This is a genomic window from Streptomyces azureus, assembly GCF_001270025.1.
Lineage (GTDB): Bacteria > Actinomycetota > Actinomycetes > Streptomycetales > Streptomycetaceae > Streptomyces > Streptomyces azureus.
This window is the reverse complement of record NZ_DF968249.1, coordinates 1-13,100: the sequence shown is the minus strand read 5'-3', so window position 1 is coordinate 13,100 and position 13,100 is coordinate 1. Positions and strand designations below refer to the sequence as shown.

Here is a 13,100-nt window from a genome sequence, read left to right as displayed (position 1 = left end):
ATTCCGAGACAGTGGCATAAGCGGTTTACGCGCCTGACCGAGTCCATTACTCTGGACTGGACAGTGCATCGGGATGTACGCGAACGTGCAAGACGGTGCACGTACGCAGCCCGAGTGCGCAGCCGAGCCGAGCACAGGACCGCCCCGTGACCACCCCTGACAGCGTCACCACGCCCCAGCCCGCGACAACCGCCGCTGCCGCCGCACCGGCCGCCGGGCCGGGCCGGCTGGGCTCCCTCGGGCCGGTGGGCCTGGTGCTCGCGGGCGGGATCTCCGTGCAGTTCGGCGGCGCGCTGGCCGTGATGCTGATGCCGAGGGCGGGCGCCCTCGGGGTGGTGGCGCTGCGGCTGCTCGTGGCGGCGGTCGTCCTGCTGCTGGTCTGCCGCCCGCGGCTGCGCGGACACTCGCGCACCGACTGGGGCACGGTCGTCGTCTTCGGCATCACCATGGCCGCCATGAACGGCCTCTTCTACCAGGCCGTCGCCCGTATCCCGCTGGGCCCCGCGGTCACCCTGGAGGTCCTCGGCCCACTCGCCCTCTCGGTCCTGGCGTCCCGCCGCGCGATCAACGTCGTCTGGGCGGCACTCGCCCTCGCCGGCGTCTTCCTCCTCGGCGGGGGCGGCTTCAGCGGCCTCGACCCCACAGGAGTGGCCTTCGCCCTGGGTGCCGGCGCCATGTGGGCGGCCTACATCATCTTCAGCGCCCGTACGGGCCGCCGCTTCCCGCAGGCGGACGGCCTGGCGCTGGCGATGGCGGTGGGGGCGGTGCTGTTCCTGCCCCTCGGCATCGCCGAGTCGGGCACGAAGCTGGTCGACCCGGTGACGCTGGGCCTGGGCGCGGCGGTGGCCCTGCTCTCCTCGGTCCTGCCCTACACCCTCGAACTGCTCGCCCTGCGCCGCCTGCCCGCCTCCGCCTTCGCGATCCTGATGAGCCTGGAACCGGCCATCGCTGCGACGGCCGGCTTCCTCCTCCTCGGCCAGGCCCTCATCGCCATGCAGGCCGCCGCGATCGCCCTCGTCATCGCGGCGAGCATGGGAGCGGTACGGACCCAGGTCGGCCGCGGCCGCCGGAAGACGGCGGCGCTGGAGGGTACGGGGCTGGAGGGCTAGGGCGACGGGACGCGTTCACCGCGGCTGGTATGCCCGCGCCACACGAAATCCCACGTCGTCGATCCGGAACGTCGGATGACTACGGCGCCGGACCGAAGCACGGCAACTCCAGTGCTCGTCGGCCCAGCCGCCGCCCCGCAGCACCCGGTAGGTGCCGTAGACCTCGGCGTCGTAGACGTCCCAGCACCACTCCCAGACGTTGCCCAGCATGTCGTAGAGGCCCCACGCGTTGGGCTGCCTGCCGCCCACGGGATGGATCCGCTCCTCGGAGTTGCCGCGATACCAGGCGATCTCATCGAGCCCCCCGTACCGCGGCCCACCGCTGCCGGCCCGGCAGGCGTGCTCCCACTCGGCCTCGCTCGGCAGCCGGTACCCGTCACCGGAGACGTCCCGGTCGACCGACTCGGACTCACCGCACAGGCGATACACGGGCGTCAGCCCTTCCGCCCGGGACAGCGCGTTGCAGAACCGCACCGCGTCCCACCACGACACCCTCTCGACGGGCAGCCGGTCACCGCGAGCCGCACTCGGCCGCGCACCGGTGACCTGGGCGTACCAGGCCTGAGTGACCGGGAACGCCGACATGCGGAAGGCGGCGACCTCGACGGCCCAACTCCGCTGCGTCCGCCGGTCCGACAGCGTCACCCGCCCTGACGGGACGGCCACCATCGCGTTCTCCATGTTCACGCCACCCCCTGCCGAGCCACCCTATGCCTCGGTCCGAGTGCTGCTGGCGCTCGGACGCCGACCGCGAAATTTCCTCGCGGGGAGGCGAAGTTGACCTGATCGTGACTCAAGGTCCCGCACCCCGCCCGCTGTCCGACGAAGCCCTCTCCGGCCTTCTCGGCAAGCAGCAGTTCGGCACTCTCGCCACCGTCAAGCGCAACGGTCGGCCCCATCTGACCACCATGGTCTACAGCTGGGACCCCGACGCCCGGATCGTGCGCTTCTCGACGACGGCCGGCCGCGTCAAGGTCAGGCAGCTGCGGCACAATCCGCGCGCGGCGCTGCATGTGCAGGGCGGTGACGTGTGGTCGTTCGCCGTCGCGGAGGGCGAGGCGGAGGTTTCCGAGGTTACGACGGTTCCCGGCGACGAGGTCGGTCGGGAGCTGCTCGGGATCATCCCGAAGGGGGCGAGGCCGGAGGACGATGACGCGTTCCTGGAGCAGCAGGTGGCCGAACGGCGGGTGGTCGTCCGGTTGTACGTGGACCGGTTGTACGGGACGGCGCTCGACATCGACGGCTAGGCCCGAACAGACCTAGTGCCGGGGCACTAGCACACCGATACCCCCCGCGCCGTGATCCCGTAATGCGCCCGCAGCCGCCGCAGCCGCCGCAGCCGTGTGAAGGGGCCGGGCGAGGGCGAGTAGGGCCGGGCGGAGGCGGCGGGTAGGGCCGGGCGGAGGCGGCGGGTAGGGCCCCGGCGGGGGCGGCGGGTACGGCTGCCCGCCGTGCGGGTCGTACGGCGGCTGTCCGCCCGGGTTCCAGTTGCTCATCGTACTGAGACGGCCCGTGCGCGAGGAGGAACCATGTTCCGCAGCGAGTACGCAGACGTCCCGCTCGTCGAACTGCCCATCCACGACGCCGCCCTGGCCCCCGCCGGGCTGGAGGCGCCGCTGCTCACCCACCCGGGCATCGCCGACGCCGCCGTCATCGGCACGTGCGACGACGACGGCAACGAGATCCCGCACGCGTACGTCGTCCGCCAGCCGGCCCGCACCGACCTCTCCGAGGCGGAGATCATGATGTACGTCGCCGAGCGCGTGGCCCCCTACAAGCGGATCCGGCACGTCACCTTCATCGACGGCGTCCCCCGGGCGGCCCCCGGCAAGATCCGGCGCCGACAGCTCAGGGAGCGCGCATGACCCTGGTCAGCCGGGCACTCGCGCGTGCCGTCGAGACCCTCACCCTCGACTCACCCCACAACCGCAACGCCCTGTCGGCGGCCCTCGTCGGTGAACTGGCCGACGCGCTCACGGACGCCGGCCAGGACACCGGCGTCCGCGCGGTCGCCCTCACCCACACCGGCAACACCTTCAGCTCGGGCGCCGACCTCCGCGACCCCCCGCCCCCGGAAGCCCTGGTCGGTCTGGTGCGGCAGATCGTCGAACTGCCCAAGCCGGTCGTCGCCCGGGTCACCGGCCACGTCCGCGCGGGCGGCCTCGGCCTGCTGGCCGCCTGCGACATCGCCGTCGCCTCCACCGAGGCGACCTTCGCCTTCACGGAGGTCCGCATCGGCGTCGCCCCCGCCGTCATCTCCCTGCCGCTGCTTCCGCGCACCGACCCGCGCGCGCTGGCCCGCTACTACCTCACCGGCGAACGGTTCGACGCGGCGGAGGCAGCCCGTACGGGCCTGCTCACCACTCACGCCGACGACGTCGACACCGCACTGGCTCCCATCCTGGACGGCCTGCGCAAGTCAGCCCCCGACGCCCTGACCGAGACGAAACGGCTGCTCACGGCTAGGGTGCTGGAAGCCTTCGACCGGGACGCGGCCGGCCTGACCGCGCTCTCGGCCCGGCTGTTCTCCTCCCCGCAGGCCCGCGAGGGGATGACGGCCTTGCTCGAACGACGGGATCCGGCATGGGTGGTGTGAGGACATGGGCGGTGTGAGCACGGTCGACCGCGCGGAGCGAGTCCCCAAGCAGGACCGCAGCCGGGCCACCCGGCAGCGGCTCCTGGAAGCCGCCGTGGCCTGCCTCGCCGAACACGGCTGGGCCGGTTCCACCGTCTCCGTCGTGGCCGAACGCGCCGGCGTCTCCCGCGGCGCCGCCCAGCACCACTTCCCGACCCGCGAGGACCTCTTCACGGCGGCCGTCGAGTACGTCGCCGAGGAACGCTCCACGGCCCTGCGCGCCCTCTTCCCGGAGGGCGCGGCCGGAGACCGCCACGCGGTCGTCGCGGCCCTGGTCGACCTCTACACGGGACCGCTGTTCCGCGCGGCCCTCCACCTCTGGGTGGCCGCCTCCAACGAGGACCAGCTCCGCCCCCGCGTCACCGAACTCGAATCCCGCGTGGGCCGCGAGACCCACCGCATAGCCGTCGACCTCCTGGCCGTCGACGAATCCGTCCCCGGCGTCCGCGAAACCGTCCAGGGCCTCCTCGACATGGCCCGGGGCCTGGGCCTGGCCAACCTCCTCACCGACGACGCGGCGCGCCGGGAGCGGGTGGTCGAGCAGTGGGCGGGGCTGCTGGAGCAGGCGCTCGGCAGGGTCAGGGACTGAGCCGCTCCACCCGCCAGCTCCCGTCGGCCCGCTCCACGTACCGCAACCGGTCGTGCAGCCGGTTCTCGCGGCCCTGCCAGAACTCCACCGTCTGCGGGGCCACCCGGAAACCGCCCCAGTTCGGCGGCACGGGCACCTGCTCACCCTCGGGATAGCGGGCCGCCAGCTCGGCGTACGCCCCGTCGATGTCCGCGCGGGTGGCGATCACCGAGGACTGCGCGCTGGCCCAGGCACCCAGCTGCGAGCCGTGCGGCCGGGTGCGGAAGTACGCCGCCGTCTCGTCCCGCCCGGTACGCCGCGCGACCCCGGTCACGATGACCTGCCGGGCCATCGGATGCCAGGGGAACAGCAGCGAGACGTACGGGTTCTCCGCCAGGTCACGTGCCTTGCGGGAGTCGTAGTTCGTGTAGAAGACGAAGCCCTGCTCGTCGAAGTGCTTCAGCAGCACCGTGCGGGCGCTGGGCCGCCCCTCGGCGTCGGCCGTCGAGACGACCATGGCGTTCGGCTCGAACAGCCCGCCGTCCGTCGCGGCCTGCTTGAACCAGCGCGCGAACTGCTCGACGGGGGTGGCGGCCAGCTCGGTCTCGGAGAGGCCCTCGGCCCGGTACTGCTTGCGCATCGAGGCCAGGTCGAAGGGGACGGCGTCGCGGTCGGTCACCCGGTCATCTTGCCGTACGGACGGTGTCCTTCGTCACTGACTGGCACTGAGTGCCGTGAACTCTCCCCAACGGTGGCACTCGGGGATATCGTTTCCGTGCCGTTCCGGTTGGGTGACCGTCAGCCGCACGGGGCATCACAGGGGAGACCGGCCGGGACCGCGAGTCGCCGCGCACGACCGTGGATCCACCGGACGGCCGCCCGCTTCGCAAGCTGACTGACACATGGTTCGTTCGTCCCACCCCACATCACACCATCTGTCGCTTACATCACGAGGAGCCGCCTGATGTCCGACTTCGTACCCGGGCTCGAGGGAGTCGTCGCGTTCGAGACGGAGATCGCCGAACCGGATAAGGAGGGCGGCGCACTCCGGTACCGGGGCGTCGACATCGAGGATCTGGTCGGGCACGTCTCCTTCGGCAACGTCTGGGGCCTGCTCGTCGACGGCGCCTTCAATCCGGGCCTGCCTCCCGCCGAGCCGTTCCCCATCCCCGTCCACTCCGGCGACATCCGCGTCGACGTCCAGTCGGCCCTGGCCATGCTCGCGCCCGTCTGGGGCCTGAAACCCCTCCTGGACATCGACGCCGAACAGGCCCGCGAGGACCTGGCCCGGGCGGCCGTCATGGCCCTGTCCTACGTCGCCCAGTCGGCCCGCGGCCAAGGCCTGCCGATGGTCCCGCAGCGCGAGATCGACAAGGCCCACTCCGTCGTCGAACGCTTCATGATCCGCTGGCGCGGCGAGCCGGACCCCAAGCACGTGGCGGCGGTGGACGCGTACTGGACGAGCGCCGCGGAACACGGCATGAACGCGTCCACGTTCACGGCGAGGGTCATCGCGTCGACCGGCGCGGACGTCGCGGCCGCGCTCTCCGGCGCGGTGGGCGCGATGTCCGGCCCGCTGCACGGCGGCGCCCCCTCCCGCGTCCTGCACATGATCGAGGAGATCGAGCGCACGGGCGACGCCGAGGCCTACGTCAAGCAAACCCTCGACAAGGGCGAACGCCTCATGGGCTTCGGCCACCGCGTCTACCGCGCCGAGGACCCCAGGGCGAGGGTGCTGCGCCGCACGGCCCGCGAACTGGGCGCCCCCCGCTTCGAGGTCGCCGAGGCCCTGGAGAAGGCGGCCCTGGCGGAACTCCACGCCCGCCGCCCCGACCGGGTCCTGGCCACCAACGTCGAGTTCTGGGCAGCCATCGTCCTGGACTTCGCCGAGGTCCCGGCCCACATGTTCACGTCCATGTTCACCTGCGCCCGCACGGCCGGCTGGTCCGCCCACATCCTCGAACAGAAGCGCACGGGCCGCCTGGTCCGCCCCTCGGCCCGCTACACCGGCCCCGGCTCCCGCGACCCCCGCGAGATCGAGGGCTACGAGGACATCGTCCGCTGATCCGTCCCACACACGGCCTCACCCGGCTCCGGGTGAGGCCGTCCGCACGTCTCACCCCGTGAGCCGGTCCAGCTCCTCACCGATCGCCTCCCGCATCGGTGCGTGCCGCGCCCCGAGCGCGTACCGCTCCTCGCCCCACATCTCCCGCGGATACAGCCACACGGGCAGCCGCACGAGATCCTCGGGCTCCCAGTCGTAACGCGGCCACACATGCGCGTGCAGGAACGCGTCGGCGTTCCCGAGAATCTCCAGATTGACCCGCCGAAACCCCGACTCCACCCGCCGACAGGCCCGCTCGACGGCTTCCCCCAGCCGCTCCATGTCCCGCAGGAACGCCAGCCGCCTGCTCTGCGGCAGTTCCGACAGCCGCTCCACCGAGGGATCATCGGTCAGCAACACGGAGTAGCCGGGCAGAAACTGCACATCGCCGATCACCGCGAACCCGGCGTCCAGCCTCCGCATCACGGCCGGATTCTCACCTCGCAGAGCGCTGCCGATCCGATCGTCGCGCCACTCACGCACCACCGTCGCCCCCCGAAAACGCAGACGACCCGCGAGCCTGGTCCTCCAGAGGAGGGCCGGCCGGACGTACCGGCGGCTCGCGGGTCGGGTGACTGCTGGAGATTGGGCCGGCTGCACGTTTCGCTCACGTGCTGGTCCGGCACCGCACTGTGTGTGGTGTCGGGCTGCTAGCCCGCAGCCACCTCTTCCGTCCGGTATGCATACATCTGCCGAACCACCTCCCTTCTGAAGTGGTAGCTACCCTAGGCAGCCGCTCTCGGCCGCTCAACTGTTTTTCCGAGAGGACACCGCCGACTGCTCGGGCGGATCACGAAGGGCACCTGCCGGACGACCACGGCCCGTCCCTTGCCCAACAGTTCGCGAGCACGGGCGGGATGACAGGGCATGAGAGGCTTCCCGTCCCTGGACAGCACGAAGACCCTGCACACGCCCGCCCCGCCTGCACGCGACCGACAGCTCTGGTCCAATGCGCGAGCGTCACCACTCCCGTCTGCCGCCCGCGCCGCCGGAACGGCGCTCTCGGCGTGACGCCGACGGGCTGGGATGCCTCGCCCGCCGGTCTCCCCTCGCCCATGTTCCCTGCCGGTGTCCCGCCCGGCGGCGGGATGTCCGTGAGCCGTTTCGTCCCTGCTCCCAGGGGTGTCTGCTCCCACGGATTCCAGAGCGGGCTGCTGAGGAAGCACAGCCTGGTGGGTCTGCTCGCCCACAGGAAACGTAGTCATCGGGTGCATCTCCCTGATCTTGCCGATCGTGATGACTGGGGCTGGTCACTCGGCGACCTCTCGGTCGGGGAGCGAGTGACCTCCTTTCGGTGTGTGACGTGACGCTGAGCCCATGACGCCGTTAGACGTATGACCGAAGGCCACCTACCGTTCCGCCCATGACGCAGCGACAGGCGATTCTCAGCGGCTCGGTGTTCGAGGAGCGGATCGGGTACGCCCGGGCCGTGGTGGACGGGGACTGGGTGCATGTGTCGGGCACGACCGGGTTCGACTACTCGGACATGACGATCTCCGACGACGTCGTGGAGCAGGCCGAGCAGTGTCTGCGGAACATAGGGGCCGCGCTGGAGAAGGCGGGGTGTTCGTTCGCGGACGTCGTGCGGGTGCGGTACCTGCTGCCGGAGCGGGAGGACTTCGAACCGTGCTGGCCGGTGCTGCGCAAGTGCTTCGGTGAGGTGCGGCCGGCCGCGACGATGTTGGTGTGCGGTCTCGCGGATCCGCGGATGAAGATCGAGATCGAGGTGTACGCGCGGCGCGGGAGTGGTACTGGGGCCTTGTCGTTGATCGACTGAGTCCGCGGCAGACCGCTCTCCGGGCGTTGACGTGGGGATCGCCGCCGTACAACGATTCCTGCAATGTTGCGGGAACTCGGTGTGCGCTGGGTCACGTTCCAGTTGAATGATTGCAAGTAGCGAACCGGCGTGCCGTACGTGCGGACGCAGCCTGCAGGGGGTCCAGGTGAGTGCTTCCCGGCGTAGTGGGACCACCGACGAGCTGGGGCCGGACGAGCCCGAGCGGGACAATTCGGATGGTTCGGATCTCCTTGCCGCGCTGCTGGACGGCATGGACGCGGCGCTGTGCGCCTTCGACGCCGACGGGGTCGTGACGCACTGGAACCGCGAGGCCGAGCGGATCCTGGGATGGAGCGCGGACGAGGCCGTGGGGCGGCGGGGCCTTGCCGGTTGGGCCGTGCGCAGCGCGGACGCCGAGGAGGTCGAGGGGCGGCTGCTGTCCGCCATGGACGCGCCGGGCCGCCAGGTGCACGAGTTCGCGCTGCTGACGAAGGACGGCGGGAGGGTGCTCGTACGGACGCAGTCGGCGGCTGTGCGGGGTCCGGACGGAAAGCCCGCGGGTGTGTACTGCGCCTTCAGCGAGGTGCACGCGCAGATCGATCTGGAGCGGTCGATCGCGTTGAGCGAGGCGCTGTTCGAGGACGCCAGCTGGGGTGTCGTGCTGGTGGACGTCGACCTGCGGCCCGCCGTGGTGAACGCGCACGCGGCCAAGGCGCTGGGCACGGGGCGTACGTCCGTGCTCGGGCGGCCGCTCGGGGAACTGCTCGCGCAGGGCGTGGAGGAGCTGGAGAGCGCGCTTCAGCATGTGCTGGCGGAGGGCGCGCCGCCCGCGCCCGCCGAGGTGTGGGTGACGGTGCGTACGTCCGAGGGGGAGCGGCGGCGCTGCTGGCGCAGCGGTTTCCTGCGGCTGGCCTCGCCGCTGGCGGAGGAGCCGGTTCCGCTGGGCGTGGGCTGGCTGTTCCAGGACGTGACGGAGGCCAAGCAGGCCGAGCAGGAGGCGTCGCTGCTGCGGTTCCGTACGCAGCAGCTGCACCGGGCGTCGCGGGCCGCCGCCGAGTGCGAGGACCCCGCGGAGGCCGCGACCGTCCACCTGGACTTCGCCCTGGCCGGTTTCGCCGACCACGCGCTGATCGACCGGGTGGCCGGCGGCGCGCTCACCGACACGGAGACCGAGGGGCCGGTACGGCTGGTGCGGGTCGCCGCGACGCCCTCCGGGGCGCCGGGTCCGAGCAAGCTCGCCGACCGCGCGGGGCTGCCCGTGCGGTACGCCGAGGGGCATCCGGCCCTGCAGTGCGTGGAGCGGGTCGGCGCGCTGCGGGCGAGTGCGGGCGCCGCCTCGCCCGAGCAGGCCCGGGAGTGGGCCCTGGTCCGCCAGTGGCCGCCGGACGCCGTGCACGCCCTGTGCGCGGTGCTGCGCAGCCGGGGGCGGACGCTGGGTGTCGTGACGTTCCTGCGGGGCGCGGGGCGCAGTGCCTTCGAGCGGTCCGACGCGATGTACGCGGAGGACGTGGCGGTACGGATCGCCGCGGCGCTGGATCTCGCGGGGTTGTCGGACGAGGAGTGAGCGACTGTCAGTGCCGGTAGAAGATCCGGTCCCGGTACCGCTCCATCACCCGCCCGTTCCAGTCGTGGCCCCCGTCGACGTTCCCGGAGCGCAGGAGCGGGGGCTCGACGCCGCGGTCGGCGAGGGTGGCGGCCGTCGTCGCCATGACGGCCTGGAGGAGGGCCGAGGTGACGACCGTGGAGGCGGGGGCGAAGGGGGCGGGCACGTTGTCGAGGGTGAGTTCCGCGTCGCCGACCGCGATCTTCGAGTCGAGGACGAGATCGCAGTGGTCCTTGAGGTACGTCCCCGAGGCGTGCCGGGACTTCGTCTCCGAGGCGTACGCCACCGACGTCACGCCGATGACCTTCACTCCCAGGACGCGCGCGCTCATGGCCATCTCCACGGGAAGGGCGTTGCGCCCCGAGAGGGAGATGATCAGCAGGGCGTCGCCCTCGCGCAGCGGGGAGTTGTCCAGGACGGCGCTCGCGAGGCCGTCGACGCGTTCCAGGGCGGAGCCGAGCGGTGCGGGCATGACGTCGACGCCGACGACACCCGGCACGGCGAGCAGGTTCATCAGGGCCAGACCGCCGGCGCGGTAGACGAGGTCCTGCGCGGCGAGGGAGGAGTGCCCGGCGCCGAAGGCGAAGAGGCGGCCGCCGTTCTCGACGGTGTCGGCGAGGAGCGTCCCGGCCGCCGCGATGCTGTCGGCCTCCTCGTCGCGGACCCGCCGCAGCAGGCCGATCGCGGCGTCGAGGAACTGGCCGGCCGGCGCGCGGTGGCTCATACGGGGTCCCTTCGGGCTGGCCTCGGCGGCTTGTGTCGCGCATCACGGTGCGGTCTGGACCAGCGCGGTGTCAATACGGCCGGGAAATGCTCGGCAGGGCCGCGAGCGGGCTCCGTACGGTTGTGAAAGGCTCTGCTGTACCCCTCCGCGGGCCCGGGTAACCCCCGCTTTCCCTCCCGCGGCACGGTTGTCGGTGGTATCCGGCAGAATTGGGTGCAGGGCCAGCGCACACGCCGGTGAGCCGTCCAGCCTCCGGCAGATCTCATTCGAGGGGCACGTATGTCCGGACTGATCGACACCACGGAGATGTATCTCCGCACCATCCTCGAGCTGGAGGAAGAGGGTGTGGTCCCCATGCGCGCCCGTATCGCCGAGCGGCTGGACCAGAGCGGGCCGACGGTGAGCCAGACCGTGGCGCGGATGGAGCGCGACGGCCTGGTGTCCGTCGCCAGCGACCGGCACCTGGAGCTCACCGACGAGGGCCGCCGGCTCGCCACGCGCGTGATGCGCAAGCACCGCCTCGCCGAGTGTCTGCTCGTCGACGTGATCGGTCTGGAGTGGGAGCAGGTCCACGCCGAGGCGTGCCGCTGGGAGCACGTGATGAGCGAGGCCGTGGAGCGTCGCGTCCTGGAGCTGCTGCGGCACCCGACGGAGTCGCCGTACGGCAACCCGATCCCGGGTCTGGAGGAGCTCGGCGAGAAGGACGGTGCCGACCCGTTCCTGGACGAGGGCATGGTGTCGCTGGCCAGCCTCGACCCGGGCGCGGAGGGCAAGACGGTCGTGGTGCGCCGTATCGGCGAGCCGATCCAGACGGATGCGCAGCTGATGTACACGCTGCGGCGGGCGGGCGTGCAGCCCGGCTCGGTGGTGAGCGTGACGGAGTCGGCCGGCGGTGTGCTGGTCGGCAGCGGTGGCGAGGCGGCCGAGCTGGAGTCGGACGTCGCCTCCCACGTGTTCGTCGCCAAGCCCTGAGCCCGGGGGGCCCGGCCGCGAACCCGGTCCCGGGGTGGTCGCCAACTCGCGTGGTGCGTGGGGCCGTTGTGGTGTTGGCGTGATCCCGTCGAATCCTGGATTCAGTCCGTCGAATGGCAGCGCTCGCCCGTTTCCCGTGCGACGCTGTCGCGTAAGGCATATGACCTGAGGGCTCTTGGCCGTGGCCTGACAGCGATGTCACCCGGCCGGGGAGGGGGCGGAAGGATGTGCCGTTCAGATGGGGAGAGCCCCGGCGCCGTGTGGCGCCGGGGCCTGTCCTCCCCTGTGCTGACCCGGAGCCCCGAGCTCTCAGGGTCATCCCCTTCGGACCGGTTTCCCCGAGCGGTCCGCCTCCCGTTGAAGATCTCCCCTCGGTCCAGGCGATCAATCCTTGAGGGCGGTCACTCGAACGAGGGGTGTTGTCCGCGAGAACGGCCTCATCGAATGGCTATTCGATAACCTGCGGTGACGAACGAACCGGAATGTGCGCTACAGGGATGTGCACACCGACAGGAACCACAAGGAACGGCGACAGGCACAACAGGCAGAACACGGTTCACAGGACCGACCGGCCCGAGAGGGCACGGTCCGCGCGAAGCTTGGGGGGTGCCAGGACATGGCGCGACGCATCGACGTGACCGGGAGGGGAGGCGTACGCCTCGCGGCCTGGGAGTTCGGCGACCCGCCCAAGACCGATCCGGCAGGATCCGATCCGGCGCGGGACGTACCGGACGGCTCCCCGGGCGTGCTGTTACTCCACGGCCTGATGGGCCGCGCCTCGCACTGGGCGTCCACCGCCCGCTGGCTGTCCGGCCGGTACCGGGCGGTCGCCCTGGACCAGCGCGGCCACGGCCGCAGCGACAAGCCCCCCCAGGGCTCCTTCACGCGTGACGCCTACGTCGACGACGCCGAGGCCGCCCTCGAACAGCTCGGCCTCGCCCCGGTCGTCCTCATCGGCCACGCCATGGGCGCGCTGACCGCCTGGCAGCTCGCCGCCAAGCGCCCCGATCTGGTCCGGGGCCTGATCATCTGCGACATGCGGGCCTCCGCGCTCGGTGTCGCCTCGCAGCGCGAGTGGGACCAGTGGTTCAAGTCCTGGCCGCTGCCTTTCGCCACGCTCGCCGACGTCCGCAAGTGGTTCGGCGAGGACGACCCCTGGGTGGAGCGGCCCAACCCGGCCCGCGGCGAGTTCTACGCCGAGGTGATGGCCGAGTCCCCCGACGGCTGGCGCCCGGTCTTCGACCCGGAGCAGATGCTCCGCTCCCGCGAGACGTGGGTGTACGACGCGCACTGGGAGGAGCTGGCCCAGGTCCGGTGCCCGGCCCTGGTGGTGCGCGGCCTCGACGGCGAGCTGGGCAGGGCCGAGGCCCAGGAGATGGTCCGCGTCCTGCCCCGCGGCCAGTACGCGGAGGTCGCCGACGCCGGCCACCTGGTCCACTACGACCAGCCGGAGGCCTGGCGCGCGGCGATCGAGCCGTTCCTGGACTCCCTCGGAGGCGACTGACGTCCCTAGGGGGTGTCCGCAAAGTCCCGCCTGCCCCGCGACGGGGCGAACGTTGCCTGCCGGGGCACTAGTAGTGCTTGGTCAGGTCGGTGTGCGGGTGGGTA

Annotated in this window: 14 protein-coding genes and 1 pseudogene; 10 read left to right on the top strand and 5 right to left on the bottom strand. The window is 71.7% G+C overall.

Annotation, left to right across the window (positions count from 1 at the left end):
- Positions 1-146 precede the first annotated feature (146 nt).
- Positions 147-1,109 (top strand): EamA family transporter, encoded by a 963-nt coding sequence (locus tag AOQ53_RS13275; protein WP_059417240.1) that lies wholly within the window; start codon positions 147-149, stop codon positions 1,107-1,109.
- Positions 1,110-1,124: 15 nt separating this feature from the next.
- Here the strand turns inward: AOQ53_RS13275 and AOQ53_RS13270 are convergent, their stop codons facing one another.
- Positions 1,125-1,790 (bottom strand): formylglycine-generating enzyme family protein, encoded by a 666-nt coding sequence (locus AOQ53_RS13270; RefSeq protein WP_236711682.1) that lies wholly within the window; start codon positions 1,788-1,790, stop codon positions 1,125-1,127.
- A 107-nt stretch (positions 1,791-1,897) separates the two neighbouring features.
- Between AOQ53_RS13270 and AOQ53_RS13265 the strand changes: the two genes are divergently transcribed.
- The 4 genes and pseudogenes from AOQ53_RS13265 to AOQ53_RS13250 all read left to right on the top strand — a co-directional run bounded on the left by AOQ53_RS13265 (position 1,898) and on the right by AOQ53_RS13250 (position 4,333).
- Complete coding sequence (locus AOQ53_RS13265; protein ID WP_059417239.1) at positions 1,898-2,356, top strand: TIGR03618 family F420-dependent PPOX class oxidoreductase; 459 nt, start codon at positions 1,898-1,900, stop codon at positions 2,354-2,356.
- Between the two features lie 342 nt (positions 2,357-2,698).
- A pseudogene (locus tag AOQ53_RS13260) lies at positions 2,699-2,974 on the top strand (AMP-binding enzyme); the annotation flags it as partial.
- The gene (locus tag AOQ53_RS13255; protein WP_059417237.1) at positions 2,971-3,705 is read left to right on the top strand and encodes an enoyl-CoA hydratase family protein; all 735 of its coding nucleotides are present in this window, start codon (positions 2,971-2,973) and stop codon (positions 3,703-3,705) included. The pseudogene AOQ53_RS13260 and the gene AOQ53_RS13255, both read left to right, overlap by 4 nt.
- 4 nt (positions 3,706-3,709) lie before the next feature.
- Positions 3,710-4,333, top strand: coding sequence for a TetR/AcrR family transcriptional regulator (locus AOQ53_RS13250; protein WP_059417236.1), 624 nt, complete (start codon positions 3,710-3,712; stop codon positions 4,331-4,333).
- Here AOQ53_RS13250 and pdxH read toward each other — a convergent pair.
- Complete coding sequence (gene pdxH, locus AOQ53_RS13245) at positions 4,323-4,991, bottom strand: pyridoxamine 5'-phosphate oxidase (RefSeq protein ID WP_059417235.1); 669 nt, start codon at positions 4,989-4,991, stop codon at positions 4,323-4,325. The two genes, AOQ53_RS13250 and pdxH, sit on opposite strands and share 11 nt — an antisense overlap.
- 285 nt (positions 4,992-5,276) lie before the next feature.
- Here pdxH and AOQ53_RS13240 point away from each other — a divergent pair, with 285 nt between their 5' ends.
- A complete protein-coding gene (locus AOQ53_RS13240) occupies positions 5,277-6,377 on the top strand; it encodes a citrate synthase 2 (RefSeq protein WP_059417234.1) in 1,101 nt (366 codons plus the stop codon).
- Positions 6,378-6,428: 51 nt separating this feature from the next.
- Here the strand turns inward: AOQ53_RS13240 and AOQ53_RS13235 are convergent, their stop codons facing one another.
- Together AOQ53_RS13235 and AOQ53_RS47365 are read right to left on the bottom strand one after the other, a co-directional pair.
- Positions 6,429-6,839, bottom strand: a complete 411-nt coding sequence (locus tag AOQ53_RS13235; RefSeq protein WP_408055162.1) for a diadenosine tetraphosphate hydrolase — start codon at positions 6,837-6,839, stop codon at positions 6,429-6,431.
- Between the two features lie 302 nt (positions 6,840-7,141).
- The gene (locus AOQ53_RS47365) at positions 7,142-7,621 is read right to left on the bottom strand and encodes an RRXRR domain-containing protein (protein WP_078945288.1); all 480 of its coding nucleotides are present in this window, start codon (positions 7,619-7,621) and stop codon (positions 7,142-7,144) included.
- Positions 7,622-7,779: 158 nt separating this feature from the next.
- Here AOQ53_RS47365 and AOQ53_RS13230 point away from each other — a divergent pair, with 158 nt between their 5' ends.
- On the top strand, positions 7,780-8,193 hold the full coding sequence (locus tag AOQ53_RS13230; RefSeq protein ID WP_059417232.1) for a RidA family protein: 414 nt from the start codon (positions 7,780-7,782) through the stop codon (positions 8,191-8,193).
- A 166-nt stretch (positions 8,194-8,359) separates the two neighbouring features.
- A complete protein-coding gene (locus AOQ53_RS13225; RefSeq protein ID WP_059417231.1) occupies positions 8,360-9,757 on the top strand; it encodes a PAS domain-containing protein in 1,398 nt (465 codons plus the stop codon).
- 7 nt (positions 9,758-9,764) lie between these two features.
- Here AOQ53_RS13225 and AOQ53_RS13220 read toward each other — a convergent pair whose 3' ends face one another.
- Positions 9,765-10,520 carry an SIS domain-containing protein gene (locus tag AOQ53_RS13220; protein ID WP_059417230.1) on the bottom strand — a complete coding sequence of 252 codons (756 nt, stop codon included), beginning with the start codon at positions 10,518-10,520 and terminating at the stop codon, positions 9,765-9,767.
- 279 nt (positions 10,521-10,799) lie between these two features.
- Between AOQ53_RS13220 and AOQ53_RS13215 the strand changes: the two genes are divergently transcribed.
- Positions 10,800-11,492, top strand: a complete 693-nt coding sequence (locus tag AOQ53_RS13215) for a metal-dependent transcriptional regulator (RefSeq protein ID WP_010035781.1) — start codon at positions 10,800-10,802, stop codon at positions 11,490-11,492.
- Positions 11,493-12,108: 616 nt separating this feature from the next.
- Positions 12,109-12,996, top strand: coding sequence for an alpha/beta fold hydrolase (locus AOQ53_RS13210; RefSeq protein WP_059417229.1), 888 nt, complete (start codon positions 12,109-12,111; stop codon positions 12,994-12,996).
- Positions 12,997-13,100 lie beyond the last annotated feature (104 nt).

Coding starts and splice junctions, on each gene's coding strand:
- AOQ53_RS13210 (WP_059417229.1), top strand. CDS start 12,109: ATGGCGCGACGCATCGACGTGACCGGGAGGGGAGGCGTACGCCTCGCG.
- AOQ53_RS47365 (WP_078945288.1), bottom strand. CDS start 7,621: ATGACTACGTTTCCTGTGGGCGAGCAGACCCACCAGGCTGTGCTTCCT.
- AOQ53_RS13270 (WP_236711682.1), bottom strand. CDS start 1,790: ATGGAGAACGCGATGGTGGCCGTCCCGTCAGGGCGGGTGACGCTGTCG.
- AOQ53_RS13235 (WP_408055162.1), bottom strand. CDS start 6,839: ATGCGGAGGCTGGACGCCGGGTTCGCGGTGATCGGCGATGTGCAGTTT.
- AOQ53_RS13240 (WP_059417234.1), top strand. CDS start 5,277: ATGTCCGACTTCGTACCCGGGCTCGAGGGAGTCGTCGCGTTCGAGACG.
- AOQ53_RS13220 (WP_059417230.1), bottom strand. CDS start 10,520: ATGAGCCACCGCGCGCCGGCCGGCCAGTTCCTCGACGCCGCGATCGGC.
- AOQ53_RS13215 (WP_010035781.1), top strand. CDS start 10,800: ATGTCCGGACTGATCGACACCACGGAGATGTATCTCCGCACCATCCTC.
- AOQ53_RS13250 (WP_059417236.1), top strand. CDS start 3,710: ATGGGCGGTGTGAGCACGGTCGACCGCGCGGAGCGAGTCCCCAAGCAG.
- AOQ53_RS13255 (WP_059417237.1), top strand. CDS start 2,971: ATGACCCTGGTCAGCCGGGCACTCGCGCGTGCCGTCGAGACCCTCACC.
- AOQ53_RS13230 (WP_059417232.1), top strand. CDS start 7,780: ATGACGCAGCGACAGGCGATTCTCAGCGGCTCGGTGTTCGAGGAGCGG.